A 15,425-nucleotide genomic window follows, 5' to 3' on the forward strand; every position below is an offset into this window, starting at 1 on the left:
TGTATTACGCTTCTTTTACTTGAATGCGTTGGCATCGTCCGGATCCGGACCCAGACGCGTGCCGGTGTCCAGCTTGGTAAATGCCGCCAACTCTTCTTTATCCAGCTTGAAGTCGAAGACGTTGAAGTTTTCGTGAATACGCTTTGGCGTGACGGATTTAGGAATAACAATCAAGCCGTTATCCAGGTGCCAGCGGATGACAATCTGCGCGGGAGTCTTGTCATACTTCTTCGCCAACTGTTCAATCAGCGGCTGGTCGAACAGCCCGTCGCCGCCCTGAGCCAGCGGGCTCCAGGATTCTGTGGCGATGCGGTGTGTCGCATTCCACGCGTGTAACTGGCGCTGCGGCAGGGAAGGGTGCAGCTCAATCTGGTTAACCGTTGGCGCGACGCCGGTTTCATCGATTAAACGTTGCAGATGCGGGATCTGGAAATTACAGACGCCGACGCTTTTCGCCAACCCCTGCTCTTTCAGTTTCAGCAGCTGCTTCCAGGACTCCACATAGTTATCCTGCGCGGGCAGCGGCCAGTGGATCAGGTAGAGATCGACATAGTCCAGCTTGAGTTTTTCCAGACTCTCTTCCAGCGCTTTCTGCGCATATAACTGCTGATCGTTCCACAGTTTGGTCGTAATGAAGATATCTTCCCGAGCGACGCTGGTTTCCTGAAGCGCCTTACCCACGCCTTCCTCATTTTTATACGCGGCGGCGGTATCGATATGGCGATAACCGGCGTTCAGTGCCGTGCCGACGGCGTGAGTCGCTTCGTCGTTGCTGGCTTTCCACACACCCAGACCCAGTTGAGGAATACGCGTGTCGTCGTGAAGTTTGATGATGGATTGCGATGACATAAATTTCTCCTGTTGAGGAAATGCGTAATCCACGCATTTGTTGCCTGACTGGCTAAGTCTAGTAAATGAATGCACATTGCGCAGAGTTTGCTAATGATTCATTTTCAGTAATTTATCTCAAAACATGTTGTTAGCTTAAAAAGCCCCAGTGCAGCACTGACTTGTCACTGTGGCAGCATTCAGGATGTTTTTTAATGCTCAATCCTGTTTAAACCTTGCCCGTTCCTGCAAGCCGCTATAGAAATGGCAGGGGATATGGCAAAATCATTGCCGGTTTGTTTTCAAGGGGGAAGCGCGATGCAAGATGTCGAAAGCCTGTGTGCCGCGTTGGCAAAAAAGTACAACGTCTGACTGAAGGGTCGCTTAAGTTTCAATCGAGTGTGCCGCAGGCGACGCTGATGTGTTACTCAAGCTATCACCCCCGTCAGCCGGTGATTTACGACCAGAGCGTCACCATCGTTTTTCAGGGCAGCAAAATAGGCTATCTCGGCAACAAGACGTTCTCCTATGATCCCAAAAACTACCTGATGCTGACGGTGCCCCTGCCGTTCGAATGCGAAACCTTTGGCACACCCGAAAGGCCGGTGACAGGCGTGTCGATTCGTATCGATTCCGGAATGTTGCAGGATTTACTGATTGAGATGGGCGATGAAGGTTTTCCGCACCAGCCGGATCACTCTTCGGGCATTACTTCGGGCGTGCTGGATGAAGATATCCTCTGCGCCAGCGAGCGATTGCTTGATGTCATGGACAAACCGCTGCGCGCAAAAGTGCTCGGCCCGCAGATTATCCGCGAGATCCTGTTCTTTATTCTGACCAGTGAAAACGGCGGCGCGTTACAGGCGCTGGTAAATCGACATACGCATTTCAGCCAGATAGCCAAGGCGCTGCGTAAAATAGAAAATCAGTATGCTCAACCGCTGAGCGTGGAGCAACTCGCGAGTGACGTGAACATGAGCGTGTCGGCTTTTCACCATAATTTCAAGGCGGTCACCAGCACTTCGCCGTTGCAGTATCTTAAAAACTACCGGCTGCACAAGGCGCGGGCGATGATGATTTACGACGGAGTGAAGGCCAGCAGCGCCGCGCTCAATGTCGGTTACGAGAGCGCGTCGCAGTTTAGCCGGGAGTTCAAACGTTACTTTGGCGTGACGCCGAGTGATGAAATTGCCCGCATGCGCGAAGGCAATGCCTTGACGCTGTCCGAAACCGTTTTTGGGTCCTGACGGTCTGTCTATTACCGGCGGCGGGCGTAAGTTCCGGCATGACGCAAAGATGCAGGCGTCGACGCTTGCCGCCCTCGAAACCTACCGGCCTATGAGGCGACTTTCCGGCGATTCTTCCAGACGACCAGCAGCGCACCGGCAAGTCCGGTCACCAGCAGCAGGGCAGGGAGGATCATCAAACCGGCCATGACTTTATCTTCATGACGCTGCACCAGCGGAATTTGGCAGATGGCATACCCCATGCCGACGATGACGCCGACCCAAAGCACCGCGCTCAACCAGTTGAACAGCTGGAAACGGGCGTTGTCGAGACCGGAAATACCCGCGATAGTCGGAAGCAGGGTGCGCACAAATGCCAGAAAACGCCCCGCCAGCAGCGCGGTCAACCCGTGTTTGTCGAACAGTTCATGGGCGCGTTGATGGTAATGCGCGGGCAACTGCAGCAGCCAGCCTTTCACGATACGGGTATGGCCAAGCCAGCGGCCCTGCAGATAACTCAGCCAGCAGCCCAGGCTTGAAGCCACTACCAGAATGACAAGCGTCGGAACAATATTCATCACGCCTTTGGCAACCAGCGCGCCCGTGAGCAGCAACAGGCTGTCGCCCGGCAGAAAAGAGGCGGGGAGCAGGCCATTTTCGAGGAAAAGAGTGGTAAACAGCACGGCATAGACGACCCATAAAACGTTGGGATTCGCCAAAACGCTGAAATCATGCTGCCAAAGTGCATGAAGGATCTGAGTTAAAACAGCCATAAGCTTTCCTGTCTGGGTTGCTTCAAAGACGTGAAATATCGGGTGGCCCTGATGTCACGCTAAAGTAAAATGCTGCTATCAATCTTTATTAGTATTTAACGTATTATGGTTAAAATCCGCCCATCATCCTATCAGATAAGTAAGGATCTGGGCGGTTTGTCGCAATGATTTTATTAAGCTTAGGCGATGCGGGCAAATGCCGCCTCAAGATCGGCTATCAGGTCGTCACAATGTTCCAGCCCGATATGCACGCGCACCAGCGTGCCCTCGAAATCCACCGTTTCACCCGGACGAATGGCCTGAATCTCTTCGGGCTGATTGGCCAGCACCAGTGACTCGAAGCCGCCCCATGAATAGGCCATGCCGAAGTGCTGGAAATGATCGAGATATTCGGCCATTTCGCTGTCGCTCAGGCGCTTGGCGAGAATAAAGGAGAACAGGCCGCAGCTGCCGGTAAAGTCGCGCTTCCAGAATTCGTGCCCTCGACTGCCGGGCAGCGCAGGATGGTTGACGCGCGCCACCTCGGGACGGGTTTGCAGCCATTCGGCAATTCGCAGGCTGCTTTCGGCGTGCTGTCTGAGACGAATGCCCATCGTGCGCAGGCCGCGGCTGGCGACGTAGGCGGTATCGGCATCGACCATCTGACCCATAAGGTAGGACTGCTCGCGCAGCTGGTCCCAGCAGCGGGCGGTTCGACACCGCCGTGCCTATCATCGCATCGGAATGGCCGACGATATACTTGGTGCCTGCCTGAATCGAAATATCGATATCAAACTCCAGCGCCTTGAACAGAATACCCGCCGCCCAGGTGTTGTCGATCATGATGATGACCTCCGGAGAAACGGCACGCACGGCGCTGACAATGGCCGGAATATCCGGCACTTCCATTGTTATCGACCCCGGCGACTCAAGAAACACCACGCGGGTGTTGGGCTGAACCAGGCGGGCAATATCGGCCCCGATGGACGCAGGATAGTAAGTGGTGTCAACGCCCAGACGTGTCAGCACCTTGCTGCAAAAATCTTGCGTCGGTTCATAGGAGGAGCTGGCCATCAGTACGTGATCGCCACTTTGAATAAAGGCGAGAATGGCATTGCTGACGGCGGCAGCGCCGCAAGGATACAGCGCACACCCTGCGCCGCCTTCGAGTTCAACCATCGCTTCCTGTAGCGAGAAATGGGTCAGCGTGCCGCGACGTCCGTAAAACAGTTCGCCGTTGGCACGGTTGGCGGTGGCAAATTTCTTGGCGGCGACGGTTTCGAATACCAGCGAGGAGGCACGCTGAATAACCGCATTTACGGAGCCTTGCGTAAACTTTTTATCTCTTCCTGCGCTCACTAACGCAGTTTCAATCTTTCTGGATGTCATAAGACCGATTTCACCTTGTCATTCCCGCCATACGGCATTTTTCCTACGGTAACATGCCGCAGGGACAGGGTCATTTCTTTGCCGGGGTGTGTGAAAATTTTTCATTTAATGAATAACCCTGTTTTTTCATGCCAATACGTAATGTAAATAATAATGAGAACTACTATCAATTATGGCTTTTATTTTGTTATCATTTGCCGCTATTAATAATTTCACTTTTATTGATCACGGCTGGAGGCGCTACGTGCAAACGTGTCGCATTAAGATGAACAAAGCGGTGTCATTTTCGACGGACGTAAAACAGATGATGAGTACGCGTAAAAGCGGTACAGCAAAAATCGGTACGGTAATGACTTCACTGGTACTGATTGCAGGTTTGAGCGGCAGTGCCTGGGCAGCGCCTTCTTCAAATGCGGCCAATGCAGTCACGCCTGCGCAAACCACTTCGGCACTTGCTCCGGCAGCGACGTCAACCGACGGTAGCGCAGCGCCTGTGCTGCAAAGCACGACCGGCGCGGCTTCCGCCCAGGATTCACAGGGTCCGATCATTCCCAAGGATCTCTCGGTGCTGGGCATGTACCAGCACGCGGACATCGTGGTAAAAATCGTGATGATCGGACTGTTGCTGGCGTCGGTGGTGACCTGGACGCTGCTGTTTAGCAAAGGTGCCGAAATCCTCTCTGCGCGTCGCCGTCTGCGCCGTGAACTGGCTGCCCTGTTGCCGGTTCGTTCACTGAAAGAGGCGCTGGATCAGGCTGAAAGCTTCTCCGCCAACAGCACCAGCAGCCAGATGCTGCGCGATGCCGAAAACGAGCTGGAGTTGTCTGCCGGTTCCACCGACAACAACGGCATCAAGGAGCGTACCGGTTTCCGTCTCGAGCGCCGCGTTAGCGCTGCCGGTCGTCATATGGGCCGTGGCAACGGTATTCTGGCGACCATCGGAGCGATTTCTCCTTTTGTCGGCCTGTTTGGTACCGTGTGGGGCATCATGAACAGCTTTATCGGCATTGCACAGACTCAAACCACCAATCTGGCGGTTGTGGCTCCCGGCATTGCAGAAGCGTTGCTGGCGACGGCGGTCGGTCTGGTTGCGGCTATCCCTGCGGTGGTTATCTACAACATTTTCGCCCGTACCATTGCGTCTTACCGTCATCAGGTTGGCGATGTGGCAGCCCAGATTCTGCTGCTTCAGGGCCGTGATCTTGACCTGGCAACCCGTGTCGAAGAGGCACCGCGCGCGCAGGCGGGTCACAAGCTACGCGTAGGATAAGTTAATCATGGCAATTCGTTTAAACGACGACCTCGATGAAAGCGGCGAAATGCATGACATTAACGTCACGCCGTTTATCGACGTTATGCTGGTGCTGCTGATTATCTTCATGGTGGCAGCGCCTCTGGCGACGGTAGATGTGCGGGTCAATCTTCCTGCCTCCACCGCCCAGTCCCAGCCTCGCCCGCCTAAACCGGTGTTCCTGTCGGTCAAGGCTGACAACCAGATGTTTATCGGCGACGATGTGATTACGCCTGACAACCTCGGCGCGCTGCTCGACCAGCGCACGCAGGGCGACAAGCAAACCACTATCTTCTTCCGTGCCGACAAGTCGGTGGATTACGCAACCATCATGAGCGTGATGGATAAACTGCGTGCCGCCGGTTACCTGAAAGTCGGTCTGGTCGGCGAAGAGAAAGGCGGCGCAGCGGCGCAGTAACGCTTTTCACAGGCAGAATAAAGAAGGCCCGAGTCGCGCAGGTGACTCGGGCCTTCTTGTCTTCGGCATTCCCGCCGCCTTCGCCAAGGGCTGTTATACTTAACGTTGAACTGTCTGGCAGGAGGACACATGAACCTGGATCTTTTTGCGCACCCGGATTTTCACCCAAGCTGGCGTGAAGATATTTGCCCGGGCGCCGTGGTATTACGCGGCGCGGCGCTGGCCGATGAGCGTGAACTGCTCAAGGCTATCAATCGAATCGCCATCAAGGCGCCCTTCCAGTATCGCGCCACACCGGGCGGTTATGCCATGTCGGTCGCGATGACCAACTGCGGCGAACTGGGCTGGGTAACCGATCGTCAGGGATATCGTTATCAGACGACTTCGCCCGAAACGCGCAAACAGTGGCCGCCGATGCCCGATATCTTCCGCACGCTTGCGATTCACGCCGCCAAAGAGGCCGGTTTCGACAACTTTCTGCCCGACGCCTGTCTGATTAACCGCTACCAGCCGGGTGCGAAAATGTCGCTGCATCAGGACAAGGACGAAGACGATTTCGGCCAGCCTATCGTGTCGATTTCTCTGGGTCTTCCGGCGGTGTTTCAGTTTGGCGGGCTGGAGCGCAGTGACCCGACTCTGCGGGTGAATCTGACGCACGGCGATATCGTTGTGTGGGGCGGACCGGCGCGACTGCGCTATCACGGGATCCTGCCGCTGAAAGTGGGTGAACATCCACTAACGGGGCAATACCGTTTTAATCTGACCTTCCGCAAGGCGCATTGACCGCGCAATCGCCCTGCGTTGCGTAAAGCGCAGGACTTCGCGCCCGTTGTGCATTAAACTAGGCGGCTTCACTGTTTCCCTCCCAGGTTTCAAAAAAACGTAGCGGGTAAAACAGGCATTTTTGAACGAATTTATTAGGTGGTAAGAGCGATGAACGGTGTAATCACAACCTGGTTTGAAGATAAAGGTTTTGGCTTTATCAAAGATGAAAACGGAGATAACCGCTATTTCCATGTGATTAAAGTCGCCAATCCTGATCTTATCAAGAAAGATGCCGTGGTGACCTTCGAGCCTACGACCAATACCAAGGGACTCTCGGCCTTTGCGGTGAAAGTGGCGCCCGAAAGCAAGCACATTCACATTGCCGGTGAGCGCATCAAAATCACCAGCATCAAGTCTTTCCTGGCCTTTAGCGAAGAAGTGCCTGCGGATTCCAAAATCGACAAGGAAAACGCCGTGCTTTCCGTGGGCCTGCTGATGAACCGCATCAAGCCAAAAGACGAAGAAGCCAGGGCCACGACGCGGACTATCAAGAAACTGCTGATCACGACCTTCCAGAATTCCACCTACGTCTTCTCGGAAGATGAAATCGACGTAGACGCGACGGTCAAAATCCTCAAGGCGCTGTAAACCCTGCTTTCTCGCCGTTGGCCTCTGCGTCCAGCGGCGATACCTTGCTCCCTTTCTAATACGTTACAGTGACCGTCACGGTATCGCTGTAATTCCCTGCGGGCACATTCGCCTGGCTGGTATTGACCTGCGCCGTGTAAGACACCGCCTGCGAGTTGCCGTTGCCGGTCGCGGCCAAATCATTGGTCGGCGTCCATACCGTCGAGTCGGCCTTGAGCAGCTGATATTGCAGGTAATACGTGGTGCCATTGATCAATGAAGACATCTGGCGATACTGTCCGCTAAGGGGATTGCTGCTGGCCATTTTGATGGTGTAGGCCGCGCTTTGGGTGCAGCGAACGCTCAGGCTGTTGCTGGTCACGGGCGTGGTAAAACTGCTCGGGAAAGGGTTGGAACCAAAGCTGACGTTGGGCGCGCTGTCGAGGTAGCAGTAGTTGGTGACCACAAGCGTGACCGGAATCGTGGTGGTGGCAGTCTGGTCGGTATAGATGCACAACCCCAGCAGACCGATAAAGCAGACGTGCGATGCCCAGCTCAGATTCAGCGTATCGGTGTAGGTTCCGGCAGGAACATTGGCCAGCGACGTTTTCAGATACAGCGGCAGTGTGCCGTTGGTGCCCGTAAACAGGCCAAGCAGGCCAAGCAGCGACGTTTGCGAATTGGTGTAGCTGTTGCCGACCGGCAACGTCGTGGCACAGCCAGAATCGATGCACAGCGTATAGGGAACATAGGCGGCCGGCGTGCTGCCGTTGGCGGGCGCGTAGAGTCGCGGCGTGCTGCCACTGGCATTGGTGCTCGACGAGAGTGTGAGTCGGATGGTGTTGGTCGACAGCAACGACAGTACATTGCCGGAACAGCTATAACCGGTGTTGGCGGTGACCAATTGCGACGTACCGTTAATCGTAAACGAGCTTTGGGTGCCGAAACTGGCACTGCCTACCGCTGCCCCGGCTCCGTTGGTGCAGTCTGCCAGCGCCGTGCCCATTCCTGCGAGACTCGACAGCAGTAAAAGCACGGCGCGTATTCCTGTCGCCTTTCTCATTTTTTCTCCTCATGTGAAACGAAAGCGCCCGGACGGCAGACCAGCGGGCCGACCTGCTGGATGCTGTGGCTGGCGGCGTTCAGGTCGAAGCCGAGGCGGCAGGGTGCCGCGCCCTCAAGCTGTACGCTAATCTGGTTGTGGAGCTGTAGATTGCTGAAATAGACCAGCCCGTCATAACCGACAACGGCGACCTGATGGCTGTTTTCTTCCGTCACCAGCGTGCCGAGTTTGAGTGGCTGACCCTGAACATCGTTGAGTCGAAGGGTAGCGGACATCACTCTGCGCACCGGGAAATCGACCACTCTACCGCTGCCTTCGCGCACGGCCACGCGCCTGGAGACCTCCGGTGTGCTCACATCTGCCGGAAGCGGCAGGGTATCGATGTCGATTTTTGCCGGATAAAACGAACTGACATTCGGCACCAGCAGATGTCCGTGCCTGTCGGTGGTCCCTATTTTCTGGTTCTCGTACAGCACGGGCACGCCGGTGTAGTGATCGGTATTCACGACCACGAAAGCATCGTTTATCTTGTCCGAGACAAACAGGTCGTTGTCGATAAACACCACGGATCCGCTGAGATCTGCCCAGTTTGTGTATTCCCCTTCCGGCCCGTAAACGCCGCCCTGCACGGTAGCGTAATGCGTTTTCCAGGTGGCATCGGCCTGCTGATAGGCATTTTTGCCGGTGGAATAGGCGACATCCCAGCCCAGTCCGCCGTCGGTCGGCACCGATTTGCTGGCACCCAGCTGTTGCTGGTAGTTGCCCTGATTATCGCGCTGGCTGCTCAGGTTGATGTTGGCCCCGAAATCCAGCGGAATGATAAATTGCAGCTGCGCACTGTAGCCGTTTTCGCCGAGCGTCTTGTTCATCGACAAAAACATGCTGCTTTGTCCCCATAGTGAACGGCTATAGGAGAGGTTCAGCAGGCGGGTATGGCTTTGGTCATAGGCTTCGACGTCGAAATAGCCAACGCCGACGGTGCCGTTCGATGTGCCAAAGGGCGAAGCGCTGAAAGTGGCCTGATCGGCGCGGTGGCTCAGGCGCGAGTCACTGGAGTAGGAGGTCAGATCCTGATACCCGTCGGTGCGCGAGGCGCGTTGCACGGCGAGGCTATAGCGGGTGGAATAGTAGGAGTAGCCGATGACATATTGCGATCCGCGCGTACGCTGGTCTTCAATCGAATAACCGCCGCCGAGGTTATCAATGGCGCTGTTGGTCAGCGCCTGGGTAATGCCGTCGGTACTGGAAATCTGCGAGCCGACCACGCGGTGATTGGCACGGCTCTGGCTGCCCGAGAGACTCAGCGTTCCGAGTCGCCACACGGCGATATCCGCGCCTACGCCACCAAGCTGCAAGCCCTGCGTCGCCTCGGCATGGCTTGAAAAGGTCAGCGAGTTGGTGAGGCCGAATCGATAGATGCCGCTGAAGGCCGGAGAGCCATAATCGCTGCTGTTCAGGCCGTAATTTTTGCGCACCTTGCCGAGTGAAAAATCGAAATCGGTCAGCCCTTTTCTCAGCAGCTGGTTCGAGACATAAAAGGGCACAGAGGTCGAGACTTGTCGCCCCAGCGCATCGGTCGTCACGACCGTCGCTTCGCCCGCGCCATTAATGTAGGGAACATTGGTCAGAGTAAACGGACCGGCGTTCAGATTGCTGCTGCTCGCCTTAAAGCCGTTGATAAACAGATCCACGGAAGTCGGCACCGCCGCCGTGCCGCTGTACTGAACCAGCGGATAAGTCACCACATCGGGACGCACGCCGAAGTTGCGGCTCACACGCAGGCCGCCCATTCGCGCCGAATTGCTCCAGGTCAACGAGTCGCTCACGAAATCCCCGAGCTGATAACTGACAAGCCGCTGATCGTCGCTATAGCGCCAGTAGGTGTCGTAGCGCAGATAACCGTCCTGATTACCAGCATCAGCGCTGTCTCCGCCATCCATACGGGTGCGCCAGGTGCCGGTATTGGAAAGAATGCCGACGTCGCTGAACAGCCGCTGTTCCAGATAGGTCGACAGGGTGCGCGAGCCGCGATAGGGATCCGAATAGTACGAATCATAATTCATCAGCAGGCCGGTGCTGCTTTGCGCGGGCGTGTAATTCAGTAGCCTATCGCTCTGGATATCCTGTCTGGGCAGCCAGTCGTCGGGCAGGGTGATAAGCAACTGCTGCGCCGACGCCTTGTAGGTCGCCTTGACGTCAGGCAGCGCGCCGACGTCCACCAGTCCCTGCTGCTGTCCGTTAAGGCGCACATGATATTTAGCCAGAATCCCCGATTCGACCAGATAACGGCCGTTGCGATACACCACCGGCACCACCTGATTGTCGGTCTGCCCGTTGACCACCAGCGTCAGATAATAGGTGGCGCTGCTGACCACCGGCGCGGCGCGGGGCGGCGCAGGCAAAGAGGAATACTCCTGCCCGTGCGCACCGACGCTCAGCAGACTTAATCCGCTGACATAAAACAGCTTTCGACGATCCCTCAAGCGCGGTTTCGGCATCGAACGTCGACGTTGCATGCGGCCAGGTCCCGTCCTTATTCGCCGTGTTTAATGACGATAGGGCGGGTGTTGTCGGCAATCTGTGCGTTGAGCTGGCTGCTCGAACCCGGCGTGCCGGCACTAGTGGGCAGCGGCCAGCGCATGGTCTTGCCCGGCAGTACATAGCCGAGGAAACCGCTGGTCATGGTTTTCACCGCCTGCTTCTGTGCGCCAGTGGCCGACCAGAATACGTTGCTCAATCGGGCATGCACGATGCCGCTGTTATGCACTTGCAGATAAGGTTTGCCGCCGACGCTTTGCAGGCTCCAGTCCAGAATCGGTTTCGTGGCGGAATCTGCGTCGCGTTTTACGTCTGCGCGCTCGTCGGTCCATAATCCTTCGCCATCGATAAACAGCGGCAGCGAGATAGCGCATTTGCAGCTGCAACCCGACCATCGGCTTGTTGGTTTCTTTAGGCTGGTTCAAAGAAGACGGGACTTCGTCGATGATGATGCGGTAAGCCTGCTCGGTATGCGTTGGCGCGGGCGTGTTGCGGATCAGACGGATCAACTGCCGATCCCCCGGCGCCACGGTTGCAAAGGGCGGGCTGATAACCACATTGGTTTGATCGGCATAGTTTTCGTTGAAATTGTCCTGCTTCCAGGCATAGACCCGAATCTGCAAGGTGACGGGATCGGCGCCGCGATTCTCCAGCCATAACGCAGATCCATTCTGATCCGCTTCGATAATCTGGTAAACGGGCCACACCAGCACCGAACTGGCTGCCAGAGCGGAAGCGCTAGCGGTCAGGGCAGCAGCCATTGCAGCCCAGCGGGCCAAAGAACGCAATGTAGAGAAAACCATAGTTAAATCCTGTGTTTCAGTAAGTTAAAGTCACCGTCACCGTGTCGGTATAGGTGCCGGCGGAAGGCAGTGTGCTGGCGGCGAACCAGGCGGCCATAAACCGTGTAGGTTTGCGTCGTGGCTGGAAAAGAGGCGATAGACATCGCCAGCGCGCCGTTTCCCCACACCTGGCTGCGGGCGCTGTCCTGGTAGAGCTGATAGCGCAAGGTTTCGGTTCCGGCCGTGTTGGCCATATAGCGCTGCGTGCTGCTGCCCCCGTGCGTGCCATAGTCCATGGCAATGCTGACGGCGGTGCCCGGCGTGCAGGTCACGACCACCGATCCGGCTCCGCTGGAACTGGCAATATCGACGTTGCTCGGGAGTGACGCGAAAGAGCCGAAATTCAGGGTGCCCAGACTGGTTATCGGACTGACCGGTGAACTGCCGAAGGCGCAACCTTTGGTGATAACGGCAGAAACGGTGAATGTCAGCGCGGGCGTGGTGGCGGCCCGCGTAGGCAGCGGAAGCAGAAGGCAGCCGGTCAGGGCGTAGAGAAGCAGGCGAGAAGGCGTCATGAGGCGCACCTCGGCTTACCAGCTAACGGTAACATTAACGGTATCGCTGTAGATTCCGGCGGCGGGCGTGGTCTGGCTCGGCACGCGGCCATACACGGTGTGCCACTGATCGGCGCCGTTGCCGACATCGCTCAATCCAATCGTGTTATCCCAGACGACAGAACGCGCGGCGCTGGTGTAGAGGTTATACAGCACGGTGGCGCTGGTATTGGTGGCATTGACCATTTTGCGATTGGTCACATCGCCGCTTTTGCCGCCGTCCATCGCAATCTTGTAGCTCAACCCGTTGACACATTTCACCCGGATAGATCCGGCCAGTTGGGCGCTGGTGGCGTTGATTACGCTGCTTAACGAAGCATAATTTCCGAAATTGAGGGTGCCGTAACTGAGGGTGCCAGACGTCACGGTACCGGCTTCGCAGGCGGGTAACAGCGTGGCCTGAACGGACAGGGTTGCGGCGTGGGCGAGACAGGGCGCGCCCATACCCGAGAACAGGATGCACAGCAGCAGCAGTAGTCGTCCCTTGAATCCCATACCTCGTCCCTTTGATTGCCTTATCCACTACCTTCGCGATAAACAGGGCCTTATCGACCCTGAATAACCGGCGTTACCAGGCAAGCGTTGCGACAACGGTATCGTTGTAGGTTGCAGCTGCGGGGGCCGTCGTTGTCTGATCGGCCGGCAGAAACGCGGGCATAAATCGGGAATTCCTGCGCGCCGATAGCCAGGGCTACGGGCGTGTTGATCCCGATTTCGGCGGTCCGTGCCGTATCGGAATAAAGGCGATAAGGAATGGTGGTCGCGCCGCCTGCGGTCATGGCTCGCACGCCGCTGCCGCCGTTGTTGCCGGCATTGATAGACATCGTCGGCGTGAGGCCGGTGCTACAGGTTACGGTCACCGCCGAGGTGCCGTCCGCGCCTATCAAGGTGCCGTTGACTACGTTGGTCAGGTCGGAATAATTACCGAAATTGATGTTACCCCACTGGTTGACGCCGCCGGTAATACTGCCGTTACCCACGGTACAGCCTGCGCTGATGGTTAACTGAACACCAATCTGACCGGTCAGCGTGCCCGCCGCGAACGCGCCGGAGGAGAGAGAAAGGGTGGCCGTAGCCAGCAATACAGATAAAGCGATGTGTTTAGTACCCATGATGACTCCCAATAACAACTTAAAAAGATGTGTTTCACGCAAGAAACTTGCGAGTGGAAATCCTCTGGTGGCAATAGAATCTTTAAACGAAGCAAAAAATCAGGGCGATCCTCTCGCTTTAGGGGTGCGAAAGTCATCGTAACAAAAACATTAACTAAACTAATGAAACATCCGTTCGGACATTAATATAATTTATTAATTTTAACTTAAGGAGATTTTTTTGAATTTTTGGGGATATCAATTTTAAATGCTGAATAACTGAATTTCATGGTTTTAAATGTGGATGAACATAATGATGACCACGCTTTATGCCTAATCCGATTCTTAAAAGTGTTACATTGCTAATGTATTTGAGCTTTCAGCGGCGGACAAACAGGCGATAAAAGCCGTTCGCCCGCCGGAGCAATGGCAGGCTAAGGCTCTCTCACCACCTGCTTGGCTGGATGACCTTTCAGACATAATGCGGCGTAGACGATAACCGCCGAAACACAGGTAATGGCGGCCAGCCACAGCAACAACAGGTAAAAGGCATGGGCGTAGAGCGCAGTGAGTTGGGCGGCGTGCGTGTCGGGCAGCGCCAGCAACGCCCTGTGCAAGTCGCCGGTTGCGAGGCGCTGCACCGCCAGACCGGCAGTGTCAGGCGTGGCGCTTGGCGCAATCCTGGTCATACCCTGCACGACAAACCCCGCCAGCATCGCCCCGACAATGGCCAATGCAATGCCTTCTCCCGCCACGCGGGTGGTACTGAAGATGCCGGTCGCCATGCCCGCGCGTTCTTTGGGCACGACGCTAATGGACAGGCCGTCCATCAACCCCCACGGCAGGCCGATGCCAATGCCGATTGTCGCCATCGGCAGCAGAGCGGCCATCATCGTCTGGCTGGCGATCGCCTGACTTAACCAGAGCAGTCCCACTGCGGCAATCAGCAATCCTGCCGTACACACCAGACCCGCCGAAATCCAGCGCGTCAGCAGGGCGGCAAACAGCGGGACAATCAGCATCGGCACTGACAGCGCCATCATCATCAGCCCCGCCTGCTCTTCGGACATCCCCGCAATGCCGATAAACTGCATCGGTAACAGCACCAGCAACACCACAAAGGCAAAGGCCGTGGCGAGCGGCAGTGCCTGTACACCCATAAAACGGGCATAACGAAAGAGGGAGAGATCCAGCATCGGATGACGAACCCGTTTTTCCACCGCGATAAACAGCGCCAACAGGGCAACCGTTAATACCAGCAAGCCTATCACCTGCATGCTGGCGGCTCCTTCTGCCGGAATAGCCATTAATGCCCAGGTCAGCGAGGCAAGCATGGCGGTGAAAGACAATGTACCGGGCCAGTCGATGCCCGCCGCCTGTGGATTGGTCGATTCGCGCAGCCGCGTTGCGCCAATCGACAGCGACAGCAGGGCTATCACCATTGATGAGAGAAACACGGCGCGCCAGCCGAAATGGGCGATAAGCAGACCGGCGAGAAAAGGCCCGAAGGCGAGGCCAACCCCAAAACTGGTGCCCAGCAGACTAAAGGCGCGCAGTTGGGCGCGGCCCTCGAATTCCTGTGCCAGCGACGCCGACCCCCGCCAATGCCGCAGCGGCGGCGACGCCCTGAGCCGCACGCATCAGGTCAATCCACAGCAGACTCGAGCTAAACCCGATAAGTCCGGAGAACAGCGCGAACAGCGACACGCCGGTAATAAAGACTTTTTTACGGCCAATTTCATCGGCCAAGGCACCGGCGGCCATGAGAAAGCAGCCGAAGCTCAACATAAAGGCATTGGTAATCCAGCTTAACGCCTGTGCGCTACCGCCGAGTTCGCGGCTGATGACCGGCGTCGCTATCGAGCCGCTGACAAAGCTTAAAGGCAGAATGATCGCCGCCAGACAGATGGCTATCAGTATGGGCGTTTTGCTCGTGGGCGAAGAGGAGGCAGAAAGGGGCATCATAGGGCTTCTCCAGTCAAGGTTATGGCTTATGATGATAAATAGTCCGGAATTTGACGGAAATGGGCTGCTCGTCCGA

Annotated in this window: 13 protein-coding genes and 3 pseudogenes; 5 read left to right on the forward strand and 11 right to left on the reverse strand. The window is 56.3% G+C overall.

Annotation, left to right across the window (positions count from 1 at the left end):
• Positions 1-15 precede the first annotated feature (15 nt).
• On the reverse strand, positions 16-849 hold the full coding sequence (dkgA, locus tag O1V66_RS20335) for a 2,5-didehydrogluconate reductase DkgA (RefSeq protein WP_045049137.1): 834 nt from the start codon (positions 847-849) through the stop codon (positions 16-18).
• A gap of 398 nt (positions 850-1,247) precedes the next feature.
• Between dkgA and O1V66_RS20340 the strand changes: the two genes are divergently transcribed.
• On the forward strand, positions 1,248-2,075 hold the full coding sequence (locus O1V66_RS20340) for an AraC family transcriptional regulator (RefSeq protein WP_330873429.1): 828 nt from the start codon (positions 1,248-1,250) through the stop codon (positions 2,073-2,075).
• An 89-nt stretch (positions 2,076-2,164) separates the two neighbouring features.
• On the opposite strand, the gene O1V66_RS20345 is transcribed toward O1V66_RS20340, so the two are convergent.
• Together O1V66_RS20345 and metC are read right to left on the reverse strand one after the other, a co-directional pair.
• Positions 2,165-2,827 (reverse strand): DedA family protein, encoded by a 663-nt coding sequence (locus O1V66_RS20345; RefSeq protein ID WP_045049139.1) that lies wholly within the window; start codon positions 2,825-2,827, stop codon positions 2,165-2,167.
• A gap of 179 nt (positions 2,828-3,006) precedes the next feature.
• A pseudogene (gene metC / locus O1V66_RS20350) lies at positions 3,007-4,195 on the reverse strand (cystathionine beta-lyase).
• A 304-nt stretch (positions 4,196-4,499) separates the two neighbouring features.
• On the opposite strand from metC, the gene exbB reads away from it, so the two are divergent.
• The 4 genes from exbB (at position 4,500) to O1V66_RS20370 (ending at position 7,317) form a co-directional block, all read left to right on the forward strand.
• Positions 4,500-5,465, forward strand: coding sequence for a tol-pal system-associated acyl-CoA thioesterase (exbB, locus tag O1V66_RS20355; protein WP_414058415.1), 966 nt, complete (start codon positions 4,500-4,502; stop codon positions 5,463-5,465).
• A gap of 7 nt (positions 5,466-5,472) precedes the next feature.
• Positions 5,473-5,904 carry a TonB system transport protein ExbD gene (gene exbD / locus O1V66_RS20360; protein WP_045049141.1) on the forward strand — a complete coding sequence of 144 codons (432 nt, stop codon included), beginning with the start codon at positions 5,473-5,475 and terminating at the stop codon, positions 5,902-5,904.
• Between the two features lie 129 nt (positions 5,905-6,033).
• Entirely contained in the window at positions 6,034-6,687 is a 654-nt protein-coding gene (gene alkB, locus O1V66_RS20365; RefSeq protein WP_045049142.1) for a DNA oxidative demethylase AlkB, read from the forward strand.
• Between the two features lie 150 nt (positions 6,688-6,837).
• Positions 6,838-7,317 (forward strand): cold-shock protein, encoded by a 480-nt coding sequence (locus tag O1V66_RS20370; RefSeq protein WP_045049143.1) that lies wholly within the window; start codon positions 6,838-6,840, stop codon positions 7,315-7,317.
• Positions 7,318-7,372: 55 nt separating this feature from the next.
• Here the strand turns inward: O1V66_RS20370 and O1V66_RS20375 are convergent, their stop codons facing one another.
• The 8 genes and pseudogenes from O1V66_RS20375 to O1V66_RS20410 all read right to left on the reverse strand — a co-directional run bounded on the left by O1V66_RS20375 (position 7,373) and on the right by O1V66_RS20410 (position 15,349).
• Positions 7,373-8,359, reverse strand: a complete 987-nt coding sequence (locus tag O1V66_RS20375) for a Csu type fimbrial protein (RefSeq protein WP_045049144.1) — start codon at positions 8,357-8,359, stop codon at positions 7,373-7,375.
• Positions 8,356-10,875 carry a fimbria/pilus outer membrane usher protein gene (locus O1V66_RS20380; RefSeq protein WP_045049145.1) on the reverse strand — a complete coding sequence of 840 codons (2,520 nt, stop codon included), beginning with the start codon at positions 10,873-10,875 and terminating at the stop codon, positions 8,356-8,358. Before O1V66_RS20380 ends, O1V66_RS20375 begins: the two co-directional genes overlap by 4 nt.
• A 17-nt stretch (positions 10,876-10,892) precedes the next feature.
• Positions 10,893-11,096, reverse strand: coding sequence for a hypothetical protein (locus O1V66_RS20385; protein WP_269127985.1), 204 nt, complete (start codon positions 11,094-11,096; stop codon positions 10,893-10,895).
• Between the two features lie 22 nt (positions 11,097-11,118).
• Positions 11,119-11,700 carry a fimbrial biogenesis chaperone gene (locus O1V66_RS20390; RefSeq protein ID WP_269127986.1) on the reverse strand — a complete coding sequence of 194 codons (582 nt, stop codon included), beginning with the start codon at positions 11,698-11,700 and terminating at the stop codon, positions 11,119-11,121.
• A gap of 16 nt (positions 11,701-11,716) precedes the next feature.
• Positions 11,717-12,254 (reverse strand): annotated as a pseudogene (locus O1V66_RS20395) (Csu type fimbrial protein).
• A 15-nt stretch (positions 12,255-12,269) separates the two neighbouring features.
• The gene (locus O1V66_RS20400) at positions 12,270-12,788 is read right to left on the reverse strand and encodes a Csu type fimbrial protein (RefSeq protein ID WP_082051050.1); all 519 of its coding nucleotides are present in this window, start codon (positions 12,786-12,788) and stop codon (positions 12,270-12,272) included.
• Positions 12,789-12,838: 50 nt separating this feature from the next.
• Positions 12,839-13,405 (reverse strand): Csu type fimbrial protein, encoded by a 567-nt coding sequence (locus O1V66_RS20405; protein ID WP_269127987.1) that lies wholly within the window; start codon positions 13,403-13,405, stop codon positions 12,839-12,841.
• A gap of 413 nt (positions 13,406-13,818) precedes the next feature.
• Positions 13,819-15,349, reverse strand: a pseudogene (locus tag O1V66_RS20410) (MFS transporter).
• Between the last annotated feature and the right edge of the window lie 76 nt (positions 15,350-15,425).

The organism is Rouxiella chamberiensis (assembly GCF_026967475.1).
GTDB classification, from domain to species: domain Bacteria; phylum Pseudomonadota; class Gammaproteobacteria; order Enterobacterales; family Enterobacteriaceae; genus Rouxiella; species Rouxiella chamberiensis.

Coding starts and splice junctions, on each gene's coding strand:
- dkgA (WP_045049137.1), bottom strand. CDS start 849: ATGTCATCGCAATCCATCATCAAACTTCACGACGACACGCGTATTCCT.
- O1V66_RS20375 (WP_045049144.1), bottom strand. CDS start 8,359: ATGAGAAAGGCGACAGGAATACGCGCCGTGCTTTTACTGCTGTCGAGT.
- O1V66_RS20400 (WP_082051050.1), bottom strand. CDS start 12,788: ATGGGATTCAAGGGACGACTACTGCTGCTGCTGTGCATCCTGTTCTCG.
- alkB (WP_045049142.1), top strand. CDS start 6,034: ATGAACCTGGATCTTTTTGCGCACCCGGATTTTCACCCAAGCTGGCGT.
- O1V66_RS20380 (WP_045049145.1), bottom strand. CDS start 10,875: ATGCAACGTCGACGTTCGATGCCGAAACCGCGCTTGAGGGATCGTCGA.
- O1V66_RS20340 (WP_330873429.1), top strand. CDS start 1,248: ATGTGTTACTCAAGCTATCACCCCCGTCAGCCGGTGATTTACGACCAG.
- O1V66_RS20405 (WP_269127987.1), bottom strand. CDS start 13,405: ATGGGTACTAAACACATCGCTTTATCTGTATTGCTGGCTACGGCCACC.
- exbD (WP_045049141.1), top strand. CDS start 5,473: ATGGCAATTCGTTTAAACGACGACCTCGATGAAAGCGGCGAAATGCAT.
- O1V66_RS20370 (WP_045049143.1), top strand. CDS start 6,838: ATGAACGGTGTAATCACAACCTGGTTTGAAGATAAAGGTTTTGGCTTT.
- exbB (WP_414058415.1), top strand. CDS start 4,500: ATGATGAGTACGCGTAAAAGCGGTACAGCAAAAATCGGTACGGTAATG.
- O1V66_RS20345 (WP_045049139.1), bottom strand. CDS start 2,827: ATGGCTGTTTTAACTCAGATCCTTCATGCACTTTGGCAGCATGATTTC.
- O1V66_RS20390 (WP_269127986.1), bottom strand. CDS start 11,700: ATGGTTTTCTCTACATTGCGTTCTTTGGCCCGCTGGGCTGCAATGGCT.